This is a genomic window from Microbacterium sp. SORGH_AS_1204 (assembly GCF_030818935.1).
Classification (GTDB): Bacteria; Actinomycetota; Actinomycetes; order Actinomycetales; family Microbacteriaceae; genus Microbacterium.
The window spans coordinates 3,637,956-3,657,811 of the sequence record NZ_JAUTBD010000001.1 but is presented as its reverse complement, the minus strand read 5'-3'; the positions used below and the strand labels follow the sequence as shown (position 1 = coordinate 3,657,811).

Genomic DNA, 19,856 nt, shown 5'->3' with positions numbered 1-19,856 from the left:
AGAGAGGCTTAGGGCGCGAGCCAGACGTCGTAGAAGGAGTCGGTGTAGCCGACCTTGTCGAACTTCCACCCCTGCACGGCGGGTGTCGTGCCGACCATTTTCTGGGGGATGTAGAGCGGCACGGCGTAGCCCTCGTCGAGGATGCGGTGCTGCACCTCGTGCGCGGCATCGATGCGTTTCTGCGGGTCGAGGCTCGACGAGATCACCCCGTAGGCCGCGTCGATGGCCGGGTCGCTGACGAGGCCGTAGTTGATGCCCGATCCACCGCCGGACGACGGGATGGCCCGGGTGGTGAACGGCACGACACTCGTCCCCACGTCGGCGAAGCCGCGGGAGGCGTCGGCGAGATTGTGCCGGCCCTTGGTCAACTCGGTCGTGAACGATGCGGTGTCGTACGGCGTGCGCACGACGTCGAAGCCTGCCTTCTTCAGCGACGAGGCGATGGCCTCGCCGAGCTGCTGGCGCTGGTCGGTCTGCACGTACAGGCTGTCGACGGCCCACTGCACGGTGAGACGCGTGCCGTCCTTGACGCGATAGCCCTCGGCATCCACGTCGGTGTACCCCGCCTTCTCGAGCAGCGACACGGCTTCGTCGAGGTCGTATCCCCACGAGTCGACGAGCGACTCGTCGAAGGCTCCTTCCGGAGGGGTACCCGGAAGCGTGGTCGACCACGCCTTCTGGTACACGCCGCCGTACACGCCCTGGAGCAGCCCCTCCACATCGATCGCGGAGCGGAAGGCCAGGCGTACGTCGCGGTCGTCGAACGGGGCGATGTTCGGGTTGAGCGCGAGGTAGTACGGCGTGCCGGTGTTGTCCTGCTGCAGCACGGTGTCGCCGGCGGCTTCGACCTCGGCGATGTTCAGCGGCGGCACCTGGTCGACCGCGTCCGCCTGATCGGAGGTGAGGGCGCCGATGCGCGCCTGCGGCTCCGACACGAACTGGACGACGACCTCGTCGAGGTAGGCGGCGCCGGTGTGTCCCCAGGTCTCGGGAGCCCAGGCGTAGGCGTCGTTGCGCGCGAGCACGAGCTTGCTGCCCTTGGCGTACTCGGCGACCTTGAAGGGGCCGGTGCCGATCGACAGCAGAGGGTTGCTGCTGAGCTCGGCGGGCGTGTGCTCCGTGAGCACGACGCCGGAGTAGATCGGCCAGTGCGGGGTGGAGAGCGCGTGGATGAATGCCGCGTTCGGACGCGACAGCGTGACCTCGAGGGTGTCCGCATCGACCACCTCGGTCGCGGCGATGCCGGTGGACACGGTGGCGAGGTCGGGTTCGTTGAGCGGGCGGTCGATGTTCTGCTTCAGCACCGCCGCGTCGAAGGGGCTGCCGTCGTGGAAGGTGACGCCCGCGCGCAGGTCGAAGGTGTAGGTCAGGCCGTCGTCGCTGATCTCCCACGACGTGGCCAGGCCCGGCTTGTAGGTGCCGTCGGCATCCTGCGCGATGAGCGTGTCGAAGATCGAGCTGTTGAGGGAGTTGACGGTCAGGCTCGGGATGCGCTGGCCGTCCCACACGGGCGGTTCGGTGTTGGCGAGGTAGGTGAGGGTGCCTCCCGACACCGGTTCTGCGGGGACGTCGGCACTCGGCGCGGAGGAGGCGCCGCCGCCGGCGCAGGAGGAGAGCAGCACTGCCGCGGCCAGGGCGAGCGCCGGGGCGATGAGGCGGGATCTACGGGACATGAGGTTCTTTCTCGGGCTGTGTCAGGGTCGGGTGAGCAGAGTCGGGATCGCGTGGATGAGTTCCCGGGTGTACGGATGCCGGGGGTCGTCGAAGACCGTGTCAACGGGGCCGGCTTCGACGATCCGGCCGCCGCGCATGACCACCACGTCGTCGGCGACGTGGCGCACCACCCCCAGGTCGTGCGAGATGAACAGCAGGCTGATGCCGAGCTCCGCACGCAGGTCGGCCAGCAGGTCGAGCACCTGCGCCTGTACCGAGACGTCGAGCGCCGAGACGGGCTCGTCGCACACCAGCACGTCGGGCTCCACGGCGAGCGCCCGCACGATCGCGACGCGCTGACGCTGTCCGCCGGAGAGGGTGAGCGGATGCCGCGACAGCAGGGTCGCATCGAGCCCGACCTGCTCCAGGAGGCTCGCGGCCCGCTCCCGACGCTCTCGACGATGCACCCCCGCTTGCGCGAGCGCCTCGGAGACGATCGCCTCGACGGTATGACGGGGATCGAACGAGCCGAGCGGGTCTTGGGAGATCACCTGGATGCCGTGTCGGCGGGGCCGACGCAGGCGCTCGGGGGCGGGAACCCAGGGCGTGCCGTCGAGCTCGACCGTGCCGGCGTCGGGGTCGGTGAGACCGAGCACGATCCCCGCGACGGTCGACTTGCCCGAACCCGATTCGCCCACCACACCCAGTGCGGAGCCCCGACCGAGAGCGAAGGACACGTCGTCGACGGCGCGGAGGCGCCCCCCGTCGGGCCGGCGGTACGTCTTGGTGAGCCCGTGCGCCGTCAGCACCGGGGCCGGCGGGCGGGCGCCCGGCGCGCCGGCTGCCACGGCGGCGGGGGCCGCAGCGCGCGAGGCCGTGAAGGCGGGGGTCGCGACGCTGGGGGCTTCGGTGCGCACGCCCGTCCGCCCCGCCGCGCGGGAGTGCGGAGCGCGCGCGAGGGAGACGGATGCCGCACCCGAGAGGCGTTCGCCGCGCGTGCGCCCCGACGGGATGGCGGCGATGAGACGGCGGGTGTACGGATCCGTCGGCGCCGTGAGCACCTCCCGCGGGGCGCCGCGCTCGACGACGCGGCCGTCTTTGAGTACGAGGATCTCGTCGGCCAGTTGCGCGACGACCGCGAGGTCGTGGCTGATCAGCAGGAGCGCGGTGCCGGCCTCGCGAACGCGACCGAGCAACTGCAGCACCTGCCGCTGCACGGTGACGTCCAGGGCGGTCGTCGGCTCGTCCGCGATGAGCACCCGCGGAGAGGCGGCCAGGGCGCTCGCGATCAGGGCGCGCTGGCGGAGTCCGCCCGACAGCTCGTGCGGGTACTGCGCGGCCCGCAGTTCCGGTTCGGGGACGCCGACGTCGGCGAGCAGACTCAGCGCACGCGCGCGGCGGGCGCTGCGCGTGGCATCCGAATGGACCCGGACGGCGTCGGTCACCTGGGAGCCGATCCGCACGAGCGGATCGAGCGAGACGAGGGCGTCCTGCAGCACGAGCGCCACCTCTCCCCCGCGCACGCGCCGCCACTCGCGCTCGGAGAAGGAGCGCAGGTCGGAACCGTCGAGGCTGAGTTCGTCGGCCTGCACGCGCGATCCCGGTCCGACCAGGCCGAGCAGGCTGCGCCCGGTGACCGATTTGCCCGAGCCCGACTCGCCCACGAGCGCGACGCATCGTCCCGGCTCGAGGTCGAAGCTCACGCCCTCGACCGCCGCGGTGTCGCCGAAATGCACGCTCAGATCGCGGACGCGCACCAGCGGGCGGCTCACAGCGAGCTCCGTCGGGAGACGTAGCGCTGCTGCGCCCAGCGACCGGCGACGGTGATCGCCACGACCGTCACGGTGATGCAGAGTCCGGGCCAGATCGACAGCGCGGGGGCGATCGACAGGTACTGCCGCGACTCGGCGAGCACGAGGCCCCACTCCGGGGTGGGGGGCACGGCGCCCAGCCCCAAGAAGCTCAGGGCGGCGCCGAAGATGATCGACACGCCCACCCCGAGCACCGCGTTCACGAGAACGGGGCCCAGGCTGTTGGGCACCACGTGGCGGGCGATCAGGCGCAGCGGCGACAGCCCGAGCGTCAGGGCGCTGCCCACGTAGCCCGACTGGCGCACCTGCAAGACCTGCGAGCGCACGAGACGCGCCGAGCCGGGGATGCGCCCGAGTCCCACTGCCCAGATCACGCTGGCCTGGCCGGGCCCGAGGACGGCGATCGCGACGAGGGCGACGAGCACCTCGGGGAAAGCGAGCAGCACATCGAGCCCCCGCGAGACCACGCGGTCGGTGACACCGCGCGCGTAGCCCGCGATCACTCCCAGCAGGATGCCGCCGGCGACGGCGATCACGGTGGCACCGACGCCGAGCGAGAGCGAGTACCACGCGCCGTAGACGAGCCGGGAGTAGAGGTCGCGTCCGAGTTGGTCGGTGCCGAGCCAATGCTCGAGGCTCGGTGGAGCGAAGGCGTCGGCCGGGTCGCTGGCCAGGGGATCCTCGGTCGCGAGCAGCCCGGGGGCGACCGCGGCCACCACCAGCACGCCGATGACGGCGAAGGCGACCACGACGCCGGCGGGCACCCGCTCGCGACGGGCGGGCGCCGTTCGGGCGGTGAGGCTGAGCGTCATCGGTTCCTCCGGAGCCGGGGGTCGAGAAGGGGGTAGAGCAGGTCGACCAGCGTGTTCAGCACGATGAAGACGAAGGCCGCGAAGATGACGACGCCCATCACGAGCGGAATGTCGCGGTCCTGCAGGGCATCGACGGCGAGCCGTCCGATCCCGGGGCGAGCGAAGAGCGTCTCGATGACGGCCGTGCCGCTGAGCAGCGACCCGACGATGACCGAGCTGAGGGTGAGGGCGGGCAGGCTCGCGTGACGCAGCACATGACGCGAGCGCACGGCGCCTTCACTCAGTCCGCGCGCGCGCAGGGTCGTCACGAAGGGCTCGTGCAACGCGTGCTCCATGCGCTCGCGGAGCACCTGCGTGAGCACACCGACGAGCGGGATCGCGAGGGTCACCACCGGGAGCACGAGGGAGGCGGGGCCGTCGCCGCCGAAGGCGGGCACCCACCGCAGCCCGAACGAGAACACCGTCATCAGCACGATGCCCACCCAGAACGACGGCGTCGACACGGCGATGAGCTCGAAGCCCTGCGCGAGCAGCCGCGCGAACGGCCGCCGCCCGCTGGTGGCGAGCGCCAGGACGACGGATGCCACGATCGCCACGACCATGGTCCACGCCGTCAGCTCAGCGGTCGCGCCGAGCTCCGCCCCCAGCGCCTCGGTCACGGGGACGCCGCGCTGGTAGCTCACGCCCAGGTCGCCGCGGGCCACCCCCGCGAGGTACGACAGGTACTGCACGAGAACGGGCCGGTCGAGTCCGTACTGCTCGGCGACGGCGGCACGCATCTCGGGGGTGACGTCCTGGATGCCGGCCATGAGCTTGTCGAGCGGGTCACCCGGGATCAGCTTCACGGCGAGGAACGTCAGGGTCGCGGCCGCCCACACGACGAGGACGATGTCGACGAGCGTGCGCAGGACGACCCGGGCCCCCGTGCGACGGCGCGAGCCGCGGCGATCGTCCGCGACCTCGGCGATCTCGTCGTCGACGAGGTGCGCGGTGGCGGTCTCGAGGGTCACGATCCCACCCGCCGTCGGCCTCCCGTCGCGGCGAACTCCCGGTCGACGTCCGCGCGCAGGTCTTCGTCGGCGAGGTAATCGGCCGCCGCGCCGGCGAGGGCGATGGCGGCGTCCACGAGCGCGTCGAACGCCGCCGGCTGCACGGTGGTCTCGGCGAACGCCGCGTTGTGCGGCAGGACCCCCGGGGCTCCCCCCAGACCCAGCGACGGGTGGATCGACGGGACGAACCAGCTCACGTTCCCCATGTCGGTCGATGGACCGCCCTGACGCGGGACGCGCGATCGCGGGGGCACGACGCGCCCGCGTCGTTCCAGGGCGGCCGCCCATCGGGTCGTCAACGCGACGTTGGGTCGCAGCGGCAGGTAGGGCGGCGCGAAGTCGAGATCGAGTTCGAGCCGGGTTCCCGTCGACAGCGCGGCTGCTTCGAGGATGCCGACCACCCGTTCCACGAGCACGTCGAGGGTGTCGATGTCGTCGGAGCGGATGAGGAACTCCGCCGCCGCGCGTTCGGGCACGACGTTGGCCGCCGCACCTCCGTCGGTGATGATCCCGTGGATGCGGTCGACGGGCAGGATGTGCTGACGCAGCAGGGCGATCGACTGATACGCCGTCACCACGGCATCCAGAGCGTTCAATCCGAGGTACGGACTCAGCGCGGCGTGTCCGGCACGGCCGTGATAGGTCGCGGTGAGGCGTCGCACGCCGCTCGTGCCTCCGCCGAGGATCGGGCTGACGTCGTCACCGGTCGAGGGGTGCACCATGCCGGCGGCGTCCACGTCGTCGAAGCCCCCGGCGCGCAGGATGAGCTCCTTGCCGCCACCGCTCTCCTCCGCGGGCGCGCCGATGATGCTCACGCGCCCGTCGCCGATGGCATCCGGAACCGCCAGGAAGGCGCCGACCGCGATCGCGGCGATGATGTTGTGGCCGCACGCGTGCCCGATGCCGGGGAGCGCGTCGTACTCCGCGACCACCGCGAAGTGCGGCCCGGTCGACCCGCGGGTCGCGCGGAACGCCGTCGGAAGGCCGAAGGCGGAGCGCTCGACGGCGGCGCCGTGCGCGTCGAGCAGGTCGGCGATGCGGGAGGCGCTGCGCACCTCCTCGAATCCCACCTCGGGATGGGCGTGCAGGTCGCTCGCCAGGGCGACGAGCTCGGGGCGCAGGGCCTCGACGCGCTCCGCGATCGCGGCGTGCACGGCAGGCGCCGCGCCGCGGTGGTCGCGTCGGGGCGTCTCGTCCGCGACCGCACGGGCACGGCGGCGACTCCAGTCGGTGTAGACGTCGAGGGGGTCGATGGTCTTCGCCGTGGTCATTCGTCGTCCTTCGAGGTGCGGGGGTCGAACACGGTGTCACCGAGCACGTCGTCCACGAGCGCGGTCACCCGAGCGAGGTTCTCGACGTCGAGGCGCAGCCGGGCGGCGCGCGCATTCGCGCGCAGGTGTGCGGCCGAGCGGCTGCCCACGACGGCCCCGGCTCCCGGCAGGGTCGAGAAGATCCAGGCGAGCGCGACCTGCGCGCCGTCGAGGCCGAGCGGACCCCCGATCGACGCCAGGCCCTCGAAGAGCGCTCGGTGGCGGGCCGCGGCGATACCCCGTCCGAGCAGCGGCCAGTAGGCCAGGAACGGGATGCCGCGCACCTCGAGCGTGCGGGCCAGTTCTGCGTCGTGCCGGGCGGCGACGTTGTACAGGCTCTGCACGGCGGCGAGATCGGGCTCGAGAAGGAGCACCTCTTCGAGCTGGGATGCGGTGGGCTGGCTGACACCGATGTGCCCGATGAGACCCTGCGTCCGCAGCTGCTGGAGGGCGCCGAGCTGGTCGGCGAGAGGGTAGTCGGGGTCGATGCGGTGGAGGTAGACGAGGTCGATCCGTTCGCGGCGCAGCCGGGACAGGCTCGCGTGCACCTGCTGGCGGAGGTAGTCGGGCCGGCCGAGCACACCCCATTCGCCCGGTCCCGGGCGCAGCATCCCGACCTTCGTGGCCACCAGGACGTCGTCGCGGTCGCCGACCACGTCGCCGATGATCTGTTCGCTCACGGCCGGGCCGAGCGCGTCGGCGGTGTCGATGTGATCGATGCCCGCCTCCAGGGCGGCGCGGAGGATCCCACGGGGCACCTCCCGGTCGCGCGGCACACCCCATCCGTCGCCCGCGGTGAGCCGCGCACCGCCGAAGGCGACGCGCGACACGCGGCGACCGGCGATGACGAGGCGGTCGGCCACGGACGAATCGGGCAGGGCGGAGGGCGGGGCGAGGCTCACGGGCATCCTTCGAGGGGTCGGGTGAGCCAAGACGCTAGGGGACGGCGACGGGCGGCGACGGCGCGTCGTCACGTGAGGTCAAGGTGCGTAACCCACCGTCAAGAAGCGTCATCTTCCGCAGCGCACTTGCGCGCGCCGGCTCCGTGAACACCCTCCCGATCCGGCCGGAATGTGCGCGCGAGGGCCTCCTCTCGCGTCATGACGAATCGTGACCGTCGGTTGGAGCACCGACCCGTCGTCGTGGTGGGGTGGGGACATCCTGTCTCGCACGCCGCACCGCGGCGCCCTCCTGGAGTTCACATGTCCCGACTCACCCGTATAGCCGTCCCCTCGGTCTCGGCCCTCGCCGTGGTCGCCCTCCTCGCCGGGTGCTCGGCGACCGCGCCGTCGACGGGCCCCGACGCCGGCACCGAACCCGTCAGCGGCGGCACCCTCACCTATCTGGAACCGCAGACCTGGACGACGCTGTACCCGCCGTCCGCGGGCTTCTACCCCAACGGCGGCATCGTCAACAACATCACCGACCGACTGCTGTACCAGAACCCCGAGACGCTCGAGCTCGAGCCGTGGATCGCCACCGACTACTCGGTCAACGCCGACGCCACCGAGTACACCTTCGACCTGCGCACCGACGTCACCTACTCCGACGGAACGCCGCTCACCGCCGCCAACGTCGTCAAGAACATCGACCTCTACGGCAAGGGCGACAAAGACCGCGCCCTGCCCGTCTCCGAGGCCATCAACAACTACGGCGGCGGCGAGGTCGTCGACGACGACACCGTCGTCTTCCGTTTCACCGCCCCCTCGCCCGGCTTCGCGCAGGCGGTGTCGACCATCAACTCGGGGCTGCTGTCCGACGCGAGCCTCGACCGCACGAGCGAGGAGTTCGGTCCCGGCAACGCGAAAGAGATCATCGGCAGCGGCCCGTTCGTCATCTCCGACGAGCAGATCAGCACGCAGACCAGCGTCACCGCGCGCGCGGACTACAACTGGGCTCCCCCGTCGCTGGCGCACCAAGGCCCCGCCTACCTCGAGGGCATCGACTACATCGTCGCCGCCGAGAACAGCGTTCGCGTCGGCACGGTCGTCGCGGGTCAGGCCGACGTCGCCCGCAACATCCCCGCCCCCGACGAGGCGCAGTTCGCCGGCGGCTCGCTGTCGCTGCACGCGGCGGCCACCAACGGTGTGAACAACGGCCTGAGCTTCCGCTTCCGCGAGCCGCGACTGGAAGACGTGCGCGTGCGCCAGGCGATCATCGCGGGCATCGACCGCCAGAAGATCGTCGACACCCTCTTCACCGCCAACTATCCGCTGGCCACCGGCGCGCTCGCGAAGACCGCCCTGGGCTACGTCGACACGTCGTCGTTCTACACCTACGACCCCGAGAAGGCCGCCGCCCTGCTCGACGAGGCCGGCTGGACGCTCGGTGCCGACGGCATCCGCGCGAAGGACGGCGAGAAGCTCACCCTCACGTTCAACGAGGCCCTGCCGCAGCCCCGCTCGAAAGAGGTCGTGACGCTGATCCAGGAGCAGCTGGGCAAGATCGGCATCCAGGTGTCGCTGTTCGCGGGCGACATGGCCGCGCAGACGAAGGCGTCCACCGATCAGAGCACGATCCAGGTGTATCACTCGATGGTCGGGCGCGCGGACTTCGATGTGCTGAAGTCGCAGTACTTCTCGAAGAACCGCAACACGCTGCTCAACCTGAACCCCGCCGACGGGTCGGTCGGCGACCCGCAGCTCGACACGCTGCTGTCGGCCATCGCCTCGGAGCCCACGACCGCCGAGCGCCAGGCCGCATCCGAGGCCGCGCAGCAGTACCTGGCCGAGAACGCCTACATCCTGCCGATCTTCGAGGAGCCGCAGGTGTTCGGCCTCACCGCGAAGGTGCAGGGTTTCGACACCGAGTCGGTCGGACGCCCGTCGTTCTACTCGACCTGGCTCGCGGGCTGAGTCCGGGGCGAACCCGGTTCACGGAGAATCCATGTCGTACGTCGTTCGTCGTGTAGGTCAGGCCGTCCTCGTGCTGGTCCTGGCCTACACGGCGGCCTATCTGCTGCTGGCCGCGCTGCCGGGCGATGCCGTGCTCGCCCGCTACGGCAGTCCCGAGCTCGGCTTGACGCCCGACCAGATCGAGGCGATCCGGCAGTCATTGGGCGCCGACCAGCCGCTGATCGTGCAGTACGTGCGCTCGATCGCCGGCTTCGTGACGGGCGACTTCGGGTACTCGGTGGCCAGCGGCGCGGCGGTGTCCGATCTCATCGTCACCGCCCTGCCGCCCACCCTGACCCTCGCCGTGCTGGGGCTCGCCCTGGCGGTCGTGCTCGCGGTGACCATCGCGTTCACCGCGACCTACGGGGGCGGCCGGTGGCTCCGGCGCGTGTTCCGCGGCATCCCTCCGCTTTTCGTGTCGCTGCCGGTGTTCTGGATCGGGATCATCCTCATCCAGGTCTTCTCGTTCCGTCTCGGGCTCGTGCCCGTCATCGGCGCGAATCCGGCGCAGGCATTGATCCTGCCCGTCATCACCCTGGCGATCCCGATCGCCGCCCCTCTGGCGCAGGTGCTCATGCGCTCGATCGACGAGGTGCGCGAGCAGCCGTTCGTCACGGTGGTTCGCGCGCGCGGCGCGAGCACGTCGTGGCTGCTGTGGCGCAACGTCGCCCGGAACGCCCTGCTACCCACCCTGACGATGGCCGGCCTGCTGTTCGGCGAGCTCGTCGGTGGGGCGGTGGTCACCGAGACCGTGTTCGCCCGCGCCGGCGTCGGGCAGCTGACGGCGCAGGCCGTCGCCGACCGCGACACCCCCGTTCTGCTGGCGGTCGTGGTGATCTCGACGGTCGCGTTCGTCGTGATCAACCTCCTGGTCGACCTGCTCTACCCGGTGCTCGACGCGCGGCTGCGCACCGCGTCCTCCACCCGGAGGGACGCGACGGATGCCACCGAACGCGCCGTCGACGAGCTCGTGGACGCCGAAGTGGGCGGTCCCACCCGCGATCTGTCCCGTGGAGGCACCGTATGACCGTCTCGTCCCCCGTGGCCGACCGCGATGTCGTCACCGGAACCGGCACGGGCCGCATCCGGTGGCGTGATCTGCGGTCTCGCGTCGGATTCGTCGTCCCCGCGCTCGTCGTGGTCATCGCCCTGCTGTGGGCGGTGTTCCCGGGCCTGTTCACCACCCAGAGCCCGACCGAGACCGCGGCGCTCGCGCTGCAGCCGCCGAGCGCCGAGCACTGGTTCGGCACCGACGCGACCGGCCGCGACCTCTACGCGCGCGTCGTCTACGGCGCCTCGCAGTCGATCATCGGCGCCCTCATCGCGGTGCTCGTGGGCCTGGTGGTCGGCACGGCCGTGGGTCTGGCTGCCGGGGCGATCCGCGGCGCCGTCGACGAGACGCTCATGCGCATCGTCGACGTGCTGCTCGCGATCCCCGCGCTGCTGCTCTCGCTCGCGGTCGTCATCCTGCTCGGGTTCGGCACCACGAGCGCCGCCATCGCGGTCGGGGTCACCTCGATCGCCGTCTTCGCCCGGCTCGCGCGTTCGCGGGTGGTGAGCGTGCGCGTCACCGATTTCGTCGAGGCGGCGTACGGCTCGGGCGGCACGTTCTTCGGAGTGCTGTGGCGGCACATCCTGCCCAACTCGCTGACGCCGGTGATCGCCCTCGCCGCGCTGCAGTTCGGCTCCGCCATCCTGCAGATCTCCACCCTGGGCTTCCTCGGCTACGGGGCGCCGCCGCCGACGCCCGAGTGGGGTCTGCTCATCGCCGAGGGCCGCAACTACGTCGCCACCGCGTGGTGGCTCACGGTGCTGCCCGGCCTGGTCGTCGTTGCCGTGGTGCTGTCGACCAACCGTTTGAGCCAAGCCCTTCGGGGAGGGGATGCCGCATGAGCGCCGAGCCGCTGCTGTCGATCCGAGACCTCGAGGTGCGCTACCGCGCCCGCCGTGGCGATGTCGAGGCCGTCCGCGGCGTCTCGTTCGACGTCGAGGCGGGCTCCGTCACCGCCCTCGTCGGCGAGTCGGGGTCGGGCAAGAGCACCGTCGCGCAGGCCGCGATCGGCCTGCTCGCCGCCAACGGACGCGTGTCGGGCGGCAGCATCCGCCTCTCCGAACGCACCGACGGCGTGACCGAGCTGGTCGGCCTGCCCGAGCGGCGCTGGCGTCACCTGCGCGGTCGCTGCATCGCCCTCATCCCGCAAGACCCGGGCAACTCCCTCAATCCCGTCGCGACGATCGGGTGGAGCGTCGGCGAGGCGCTCCGCATCCACGGCACGACCGACCGCGCCAAGGTCCGCGCGCGCGTGCTCGATCTGCTCGAGCGCGTGGGCATCGACGATCCCGAGGCCCGCGCGAAGCAATACCCGCACGAGTTGTCGGGCGGTATGCGCCAGCGCGTGCTGATCGCCGCAGCGCTGGCCCTGCGGCCCGAGTTGATCATCGCCGACGAGCCCACCAGCGCGCTCGATGTCACGGTGCAGCGCACGGTGCTCGATCTGCTCGATGAGATCCGTACCGAGACGGGCACCGGCATCCTGTTCATCACGCACGACCTGGCCGTCGCGGCCGACCGTTCCGATGCGCTCGTCGTGATGCGGCGCGGTCGTGTGGAAGAGGCGGGCCCGACCGCCGAAGTGCTCGCGGCCCCGTCCTCGGCCTACACGCGCACGCTCCTCGCCGACGCACCGTCGCTCGCACGCGTCGTGGAGCGGGCGGCACCGGATGCCACGACCCTCGCCGCCGAGCCCCTGGTGAAGGTCGCGGGCCTCCGGCAGGAGTTCCCCCGCCCCGGCCGTTCCCCGCTCATCGCGGTCGACGACGTCTCGTTCACCGTGGCGCGGGGGACGACGCACGCGATCGTCGGGGAATCGGGATCGGGCAAGACGACCACCGGTCGCTCGATCGCGGGATTCCACCGTCCGACCGCCGGGCGCATCGGCGTGGCGGGCACCGAGGTCACGGCCCTGGCCGGTGGGCGCGCGCGCCGCGCCTTCCACCGCACCACGCAGTTGGTGTACCAGAATCCGTACGCCTCGCTCGACCCGCGGCAGAGCATCGCCGAGATCCTCACCGAACCGCTGCGCAACTACGGCATCGGCTCGCGTGCCGAACGCGCCGACCGGGCCGCGCACCACCTCGAGCTGGTGGCGCTCGACCCCGAGATCGCCACCCGGCGTCCGCGGGAGCTCTCGGGCGGTCAGCGCCAGCGCGTGGCCATCGCGCGGGCGCTGATCGTCGAACCGCAGCTCGTCGTGCTCGACGAGGCGGTCTCCGCCCTCGATGTGACGGTGCAGGCGCAGATCCTCCGCCTGCTCGCCCGACTCCAGGCCGACCTGGGCCTGACCTACGTGTTCATCTCGCACGATCTCGCCGTCGTCCGCCAGATCGCCGACACCGTCTCGGTGCTGCAGCGGGGGCGTCAGGTCGAGCAGGGCCCGGCCGCCCGCGTCTTCGACGACCCGCAGCACGCGTACACGCGGCAGCTGCTCCAGGCCATCCCGGGTGCGTCGCTGCGCGCACACCTGTCGTCCGAAAGCCCGGATGCCACGCCCCACCGCAAGGAGGTCCTCCGATGACCGGCCCCCGCCTCGGATTCTTCAGCCGCGTGCTCGAGACCGCGTCCGCAGCCGACCGCTACCGTTTCGCGGTCGAGCAGATCGCGCACGCGGAACGCAACGGCTTCGCCTCGGCCTGGCTCGCGCAGCACCACTTCGGCGAGACCGAGGGAGGGCTGCCGTCTCCGTTCGTGCTCCTGGCCGCCGCGGCCGAGCGCACGAGCCGCATCGCGCTGGCGACCGGGGTGGTGACCCTGCCGCTCGACGACCCGCTCCGCGTCGCCGAAGACGCCACCGTGCTCGACCAGCTCAGCGGCGGTCGCGTGCAGCTGGGTCTCGCCACGGGCGGCACTCCGGCGTCGTTCGCCGCGTTCGGGCGCGAGTCCGACCGCCGCCGCGAGATCTTCGCCGACCACTTCGACGTGCTGCTCGACGCGCTCGAGGGGCGCGGCATCCGGGGATCCGACTCCCGGCTGTATCCGAGCGGCGGCGACCTGTCGGCGCGCATCTGGCAGGCGACGTTCTCGGTCGACGGCGGTCGCCGTGCGGGCGTGCGCGGCGACGGGCTGCTGCTCTCGCGCACGCAGCCGCGCAGCCCCGAGGCACCCGCGGCTCCCCTGCACGACCTGCAGCTGCCGATCATCGCGGCCTACACGCAGGCGCTGCCCTCCGGCGCACCCGTGCGCGTGCTCGCCTCGCGCACCGCTCTGGTCGTCGACCCCGAGAACCGCACCCGCGCGCTCGAGCTGGCCGGCGATGGCCTGCGCCACCTCGCGCGCACAGTGCTCGGCATCGACACCGACGGGGTCGGGCTCGACGAGCTCGCACGGCTGACCGACACCCACGTCGGCACGATCGACGAGGTCGTGGCCTCTCTGTCGGCCGACGAGACGCTCGCCGCCGTCAGCGACGTGTCGTTCCAGGTGCATTCGATCGCCGCGCCCCACGAGCTGACCCTGCGCTCGTTGGAGCTGTTGGCCGCGGAGGTCGCGCCCCGACTCGGTTTCGATGTCGGACCGGATGCCGCCGACGCCCTGCGCCACGCCCACCATTCGCTCGCCACCACCTCCGTGGAAGGACCCGCATGAGCACGCCATCCGCCGACATCGTCGATCTGCTCGCCGGCATCCGTCCGGGCGACGCGCTCGACACCGTGCGCTCCCGCCGCCCGCAGGCGCGCGAGAACGCACAACGCAGCTTCGAGGCCCTCCTTGAACCGGCCGTCCCGGGCGACTTCTCCCTCGCGGAGCGCTACGCCGTCGCGCTGTTCGTCTCGACGCTGCACCGCTTCGCCGCCGCGACGGAGTTCTACGGCGACCTGCTCGGCGACGAGGCGGCGGAGCTCGTCCCCGTCGTGACCGAGGCCGCGGCCGCGGCGAGCGCCCCGGGCCCGTTCGGCCAGTACCGCGAGCCGGGCCTCGCGGCCGAGTCCACCGACGGTACGCGGTGGAGCCCTGAAGCCGGCGTGACCGAGGGTCTCGGCATCCGTCTGTCCGCGGCCCTCGCGCACGCGCATCTGCTGGTCGTGCGCCCGCGCGAAGCGCGTCCCGACGCATTGAAGAGCCTCGTGGATGCCGGGTGGAGTCCGGATGCCATCGTCTCGCTGTCTCAGCTCGTCGCGTTCCTGACCTTCCAGCTACGTCTCGCGTGGGGGCTGCGCGTGCTCGCCGCGGCTCCCGCGTCGACGTCCGCCGTTCACACCTCGATCGCCGAAGGAGTCTGAGATGACCGACACCGTCACCGAGTACCCCGACCTCGCTCGCCCGGAGGCTTTCACCCAGAGCGGCCTCGGCTGGGTGCCGTGGCTGCTGCCCGTCGCCGAAGACGCGCTGACCGACGTGCAGCGCGACGCCCTGATCGAGCCGGTCCGCGCGAAGATGCCCTACTTCCGCCTGCTCGCGCGCGATGCTGAGGCGCTCCGCGCCCGCACGCTCACCGATCTCGACATCTTCTACAACGTCGACGGCGGCATCGGTCGGGCCGAACGCGAGCTCGCGGCGGCCGCCACCTCGCGCCGCAACGGCTGCGTCTTCTGCGCCTCGGTGCACGCGGCCTCCGCCACCCGCGAATCCGGACGCGAAGACGACGTGCAGCGCCTGCTCGACGAGGGGGTGGATGCCGACCTCGGCGACGAGCGGTGGAACGCGGTGGTCGCGGCGTCCGTCGCCCTCGCCGACACCCCGCTGGCGTTCGACGAGACCGACATCGCGCGGCTGCGCGCGGCGGGCCTGGATGACGCCGACATCGTCGACGTCATCGGCGGGGCCGCCTTCTTCAACTGGGCGAACCGGCTGATGCTGTCGCTCGGCGAGCCCGAAGTCCCCTCCCGACAGCAAGGACGGTCATGAGCATTCCCCGCCTTCTCGATCACGTCGTCATCGCCGGCCCCGACCTCGCGGGCCTGATCGACTGGTTCGCCGAGCGCACCGGCGTCGTCGCGGCGCCGGGGGGCGCGCACCCGACCGGCACGGCGAACGCGCTCGTCGCCCTCACGGTCGACGGGGAGCGCGGCCCGCAGTACGTCGAACTGATCGGCCCCGACCCCGCCCGCGCTCGGCCCGAGCTGCCGACGACGTTCGGCATCGATACGCTCGCCGAGCCGCGCGTGCAGGCGTACGCGGTGCACCCGACCGACATCGACGCGACCGTCGCCGCCGCCCGGGCGCGCGGCTACGACCCGGGCGATGTCAGCGACCTGTCGCGGCGCACGCCCGATGGCATCCTTCTCGAGTGGCGCCTGACGCGCGGTGAGCATCACCGCATCGACGTCCCGTTCCTCATCGACTGGGGGCACACGCCCCAGCCCGGCCTGAGCGACATCCCGACGATCGAGCTCGTGTCGTTCGTGCGCACCGAGCCCGACCCGGCGCCTCTGACCGGCATCCTGAACACCCTCGGATTGGGCGACGGCGTCGCCGAGGTCGTGGCGGGCGAGCAGTCGGCCTTCCGGCTGACGCTCCGCACGCCGGCGGGGAACGTGGTCGAGCTGTAGGGGTAGATGCGGCGACCGTGCGAGGCCCGGCGAACCATCACCGTGGCTGACGATGCGCAATTCGGCGAACCCTCACGCTCGATGTCTCGCGGGTCCGCGCACGTCGCCGTGCCCGCTGTCCGGGGGCACCGGGCCGCGCGGGGTCCGCGCACGTCGCCGTGCCCGCTGTCCGGGGGCACCGGGCCGCGCGTCAACCCGCCCGTCGCGCTCATCCCGCCGCTGTGGAATAGGCACCCGCCGCCCCTCGTTGAGGACGCGTGGCCCCCGTTCCCCACGAAAGGACTCCCGTGAGCCTCTTCTCCCCCACCACCGTCGGCGATGTCGACGTTCGCAACCGCGTCTCGCTCGCCCCGATGACCCGCCTGCGCGCCGGCGCCGACGGCGTTCCCGGACACCTCGTGGCGACCTATTACGCGCAGCGCGCGGGCATCGGCCTGCTCGTCACCGAGGGCGTCTACCCCAGTGACGAGTCGAAGGCGTACCCGGGTCAGCCGGGCATCGTCACCGACGCGCAGGCCGCCGGGTGGGCGAAGGTCGCCGACGCCGTGCACGCCGAGGGCGGCACTGTGTTCATGCAGCTCATGAACGGCGGACGCGTCACGCACCCCGACATCACCGGCACCGACCGCATCGTCGCCCCCTCGGCGATCGCGATCGACGGCGATGTGCGCCTCGCCGACGGTTCGAAGGTGCCCTACGCCACGCCCCACGCGCTCGAGACCGACGAGCTCGCGACCGTGCGCGACGAGTTCGTCGCCGCGGCTCGACGGGCAGTGGATGCCGGCATCGACGGCGTCGAACTGCACGCCGCCAATGGATACCTGCTGCACGAGTTCCTCTCCCCCGCCTCCAACCAGCGCACCGACGCCTACGGCGGATCGCCCGAGGCCCGCGCCCACTTCGTCATCGAGGTCGCCGAAGCCGTCGTCGCCGAGGTCGGGGCCGGTCGCGTCGGCATCCGCATCTCTCCCGCCCACAACATCCAGGACGTCTGGGAGCAGGATGCCGCGGAGACCCGCGCGACGTACGAGGCACTCATCGCGGGGCTTGCTCCGCTGGGCCTGGCGTATCTGAGCGTGCTGCACGCCGACCCCGCCGGCGAGCTGGTCCAGGACCTGCGCCGCGCCTTCGGCGGCACATTCATCGTGAACTCCGGCTTCTCGGCGGTCACCACGCGCGACGAGGCCGTCTCGGCGGTCGACGACGGCATCGCCGACCTCGTGGCCGTCGGCCGCCCTGCGATCGCCAACCCCGACCTCGTGGAGCGCTGGGAGCAGGGCGCTTCGGAGAATGAGGTGGACCAAGCCACGGTCTACGGCGGCGGCGAGCGCGGCTACACGGATTACCCGGCGCTGCAGGGCTGACGCACCGTGAAGGGGCCCCGCACATTCCTCGTGCGGGGCCCCTGGCGTTGCTCACGCGGAACCCTCACCAACAGGCACAGATCGTCGCGATGGTGGCGTCCCCTAACGTGTCTGCTGGAAGGCAGGTGATCGTGGTGACCAAAAGTCGGAAGGCGCGCGCGAACGAGCAGGCGCAGGAGATTCTGAACGCGCGCCGTAAGGAGCAGGGGCTCCCCTCGCAGAAGACCGGCAAGACCACGCGCAAGAAGCCCAAGCCCGTCCAACACCGGGAACCGCCGCGTAATCGGACGGAGGAACGAACCAATGTGAGAGGCGAGAAGGTCATCGCACAGTTTGGAACGACCAAGGCGTCGAAGCGCAACCCCGTGCGCCTGACGGACGGGCGAACCCACCCCGTCTCCGTACGGTTTCTCGAATCGGGCCGGTCCGAGATGGGCGCGGTCGAGTCGCCGTAGCTCGCGCACCCCTCGGGGTCGATGATCGACGAGAAACCGCGGGAAGCACCGGTGCTGCATTCCAACGCGGGTGAACCCAACCACTCGTCACCGCCCGACTAAGGAGTTGTCTTCTCACACGAGCGAGGGCCACAAGGGAGCGCCCGAAGGCGGCCCCTTGTGGCCCTCGAAGTGGTGAAGCGGTCGGACCTTACAGGTGAGGGAACGCCTCGACCTTGCTGTCCAGCGGCACCTGCCACAGCGGCACGTTCCATGCCACCGTTCCGCCGGCGGGCACTCGATCCGTGTAGGTGAAGTCGACACCCACGATCTTCCCGCCGCCGTCGCGGGCGATCACGTCGATGCGAACCATGTCCTGGTCCTCGGTGAAATTGCTCGTGACAGTGCCGTTGACCGTCATCCAGTCATACTCGGAGCCGGTGGTCACCTCGCCGACCGTGAAGGATCCGGTCTCGGCGGCGGGCGCGTACGTCGCCGCGTCAGCGGTGGGCCCCCGCACCTCGATGCGATCGATCTGCGCCGACCCCACCTGCAAGAACCGGCCAACGAACCACGAGCTGCCCGAAAGGATCGTGCTGTAATCCGTGCCGGTGTCGATGAGCACACCGTTCGCGTCGTACGCCTCTACATCAATGCCGGCGTTGCCGAAGACGTAGTCCTCATTCGGATTGGTCACCTGCACGGCATACCAACCCATGCCGCTCTCGGTGTCCACGCCGAATGCTGTCTCGCCCAGCACCAACTCCTGCGCGGCTGCGAGCGCGGGCTCGTCAGCGGTCGCGGGCGCCTCCTCTTCCACGATGCCGGACGTGCCCGCTTCTCCGATCACCGTGTCATCGAACGCGTTGTTGAAAGCGGTGGCCGCGACCACGAGGAAGACGATGACCCCGATGATCGTGCCGACGACCGACACGATGATGGCGGTGACACCCTGCCACTTGGGCTTGTCCTTCTGGAAGAGCGCCACGATGCCGAGGATGAAGGCGATCGGCAGCAGAACCCACCCGACAATGAGGGCCCCGGGGATGCACGCGAAGATGAATCCCACGGCCGCCAGCGCGAGCGCCACGATGCCGAGAACGTTGCGAGGCTTCTTCTCGGGCTCGGGAGCCGACGGCCCGGCCGCGACGACGTCGCTCTCGCCGGATGCGGTGCCGACGGGACGAACGTGGTCGGTCCACGCGGCGCCGTCCCAGTAGCGCTCCTGTCCTTCGACGCCTGCCGGGAACCAGCCTGCGGGCGCGGCTGGAGTGATCGAATCAGTCAAGGTGTTTCCCCCACGGAAAGGGCCGCGTTGGATTCGCGGCCTCTGAGCTGAGTGCCCGCCGTCTGCCGACGAGCCCCGACAGTCTATGAGGGAACGCTCAACTGATTCATATCGAACTCACAACTCCTGCTTCGCCGGTCGGTAGCGCTGCACGCTCGCGCCCGACCCGAACTCCCGCCGCTCCACCAGCTCGAGCGTCAGGTCGACATCGTCGAGCAGCCGCGGCCCCCGCCCCGCGATCACCGGATGCACGACGAACGTGTACTCGTCGATGAGCCCGTGCGCGGCGAGCGTCGCCGGCAGCTGCACACCACCCAGCGCGATCCCCCGGCCAGGACGCTCCTTCAACACCCGAACCGCCTCCACCACATCGCCGCGGATCAGCTCGGCATTCCAATCGACAACGTCGAGAGAAGTGGATGCCACGACCTTCCGCATCGGGTCCATCACTTCCGAGAACGCCACCTCGCTGGCATCCATCCACTCGGGCCACTCCCCCGACTCGGGCCGACGCCACGCACCCTGCATGAGCTCGTAAGTGACGCGGCCGTAGAGGAGCGTGTCGGAGCGCCGCAGTTCGTCGGTCCAGAACGCCATGGACTCGGCGTCCGGCGGCAGGCCCGACTCGTGGTGGACGCAGCCGTCGACGGTGACGTTGATGGCGTAGCGGAGGGGTTGGGTCATGCCGTCAGCTT

General features: G+C 71.2%; 18 protein-coding genes. 10 read left to right on the top strand and 8 right to left on the bottom strand.

Annotated elements, in window-relative coordinates:
* Nucleotides 1–8: 8 nt before the first annotated feature.
* From QE410_RS16845 to QE410_RS16820, 6 genes are read right to left on the bottom strand one after another with little or no spacing between them, the layout of a single operon-like run.
* On the bottom strand, nt 9–1,673 hold the full coding sequence (locus QE410_RS16845) for an ABC transporter substrate-binding protein (protein WP_307334146.1): 1,665 nt from the start codon (nt 1,671–1,673) through the stop codon (nt 9–11).
* Between the two features lie 21 nt (nt 1,674–1,694).
* The gene (locus QE410_RS16840; protein WP_307334143.1) at nt 1,695–3,425 is read right to left on the bottom strand and encodes an ABC transporter ATP-binding protein; all 1,731 of its coding nucleotides are present in this window, start codon (nt 3,423–3,425) and stop codon (nt 1,695–1,697) included.
* Nucleotides 3,422–4,276: an ABC transporter permease gene (locus QE410_RS16835; RefSeq protein ID WP_307334140.1), complete on the bottom strand. Its 855-nt coding sequence runs from the start codon at nt 4,274–4,276 to the stop codon at nt 3,422–3,424. The genes QE410_RS16840 and QE410_RS16835 overlap by 4 nt, the downstream gene beginning before the upstream one ends.
* Complete coding sequence (locus QE410_RS16830) at nt 4,273–5,286, bottom strand: ABC transporter permease (protein WP_307334136.1); 1,014 nt, start codon at nt 5,284–5,286, stop codon at nt 4,273–4,275. The genes QE410_RS16835 and QE410_RS16830 overlap by 4 nt, the downstream gene beginning before the upstream one ends.
* Nucleotides 5,283–6,596: a M20 family metallopeptidase gene (locus QE410_RS16825; RefSeq protein ID WP_307334134.1), complete on the bottom strand. Its 1,314-nt coding sequence runs from the start codon at nt 6,594–6,596 to the stop codon at nt 5,283–5,285. The genes QE410_RS16830 and QE410_RS16825 overlap by 4 nt, the downstream gene beginning before the upstream one ends.
* Nucleotides 6,593–7,537 carry an aldo/keto reductase gene (locus QE410_RS16820; RefSeq protein ID WP_307334131.1) on the bottom strand — a complete coding sequence of 315 codons (945 nt, stop codon included), beginning with the start codon at nt 7,535–7,537 and terminating at the stop codon, nt 6,593–6,595. The genes QE410_RS16825 and QE410_RS16820 overlap by 4 nt, the downstream gene beginning before the upstream one ends.
* Before the next feature lie 300 nt (nt 7,538–7,837).
* Here QE410_RS16820 and QE410_RS16815 point away from each other — a divergent pair, with 300 nt between their 5' ends.
* From QE410_RS16815 to QE410_RS16770, 10 genes are all read left to right on the top strand, one after another.
* Nucleotides 7,838–9,490, top strand: a complete 1,653-nt coding sequence (locus QE410_RS16815) for a TIGR04028 family ABC transporter substrate-binding protein (protein WP_307334128.1) — start codon at nt 7,838–7,840, stop codon at nt 9,488–9,490.
* 31 nt (nt 9,491–9,521) lie between these two features.
* Nucleotides 9,522–10,556 carry an ABC transporter permease gene (locus tag QE410_RS16810; protein WP_307334126.1) on the top strand — a complete coding sequence of 345 codons (1,035 nt, stop codon included), beginning with the start codon at nt 9,522–9,524 and terminating at the stop codon, nt 10,554–10,556.
* Nucleotides 10,553–11,422 (top strand): ABC transporter permease, encoded by an 870-nt coding sequence (locus QE410_RS16805; RefSeq protein ID WP_307334123.1) that lies wholly within the window; start codon nt 10,553–10,555, stop codon nt 11,420–11,422. The genes QE410_RS16810 and QE410_RS16805 overlap by 4 nt, the downstream gene beginning before the upstream one ends.
* On the top strand, nt 11,419–13,104 hold the full coding sequence (locus QE410_RS16800; protein ID WP_307334120.1) for an ABC transporter ATP-binding protein: 1,686 nt from the start codon (nt 11,419–11,421) through the stop codon (nt 13,102–13,104). Before QE410_RS16805 ends, QE410_RS16800 begins: the two co-directional genes overlap by 4 nt.
* Nucleotides 13,101–14,171: a putative FMN-dependent luciferase-like monooxygenase gene (locus QE410_RS16795; RefSeq protein WP_307334116.1), complete on the top strand. Its 1,071-nt coding sequence runs from the start codon at nt 13,101–13,103 to the stop codon at nt 14,169–14,171. Before QE410_RS16800 ends, QE410_RS16795 begins: the two co-directional genes overlap by 4 nt.
* Entirely contained in the window at nt 14,168–14,806 is a 639-nt protein-coding gene (locus tag QE410_RS16790; protein WP_307334113.1) for a CMD domain protein, read from the top strand. The genes QE410_RS16795 and QE410_RS16790 overlap by 4 nt, the downstream gene beginning before the upstream one ends.
* 1 nt (nt 14,807) lies before the next feature.
* Nucleotides 14,808–15,431, top strand: a complete 624-nt coding sequence (locus QE410_RS16785; protein ID WP_307334111.1) for an alkylhydroperoxidase domain protein — start codon at nt 14,808–14,810, stop codon at nt 15,429–15,431.
* Entirely contained in the window at nt 15,428–16,075 is a 648-nt protein-coding gene (locus QE410_RS16780; protein WP_307334109.1) for a VOC family protein, read from the top strand. The genes QE410_RS16785 and QE410_RS16780 overlap by 4 nt, the downstream gene beginning before the upstream one ends.
* Nucleotides 16,076–16,362: 287 nt before the next feature.
* Nucleotides 16,363–17,439: an alkene reductase gene (locus tag QE410_RS16775; RefSeq protein WP_307334107.1), complete on the top strand. Its 1,077-nt coding sequence runs from the start codon at nt 16,363–16,365 to the stop codon at nt 17,437–17,439.
* Nucleotides 17,440–17,570: 131 nt separating this feature from the next.
* The gene (locus QE410_RS16770; RefSeq protein WP_307334104.1) at nt 17,571–17,894 is read left to right on the top strand and encodes a hypothetical protein; all 324 of its coding nucleotides are present in this window, start codon (nt 17,571–17,573) and stop codon (nt 17,892–17,894) included.
* Nucleotides 17,895–18,084: 190 nt separating this feature from the next.
* On the opposite strand, the gene QE410_RS16765 is transcribed toward QE410_RS16770, so the two are convergent.
* A complete protein-coding gene (locus QE410_RS16765) occupies nt 18,085–19,161 on the bottom strand; it encodes a DUF2510 domain-containing protein (protein ID WP_307334103.1) in 1,077 nt (358 codons plus the stop codon).
* Nucleotides 19,162–19,278: 117 nt separating this feature from the next.
* The gene (locus tag QE410_RS16760; protein ID WP_307334101.1) at nt 19,279–19,845 is read right to left on the bottom strand and encodes a dihydrofolate reductase family protein; all 567 of its coding nucleotides are present in this window, start codon (nt 19,843–19,845) and stop codon (nt 19,279–19,281) included.
* Between the last annotated feature and the right edge of the window lie 11 nt (nt 19,846–19,856).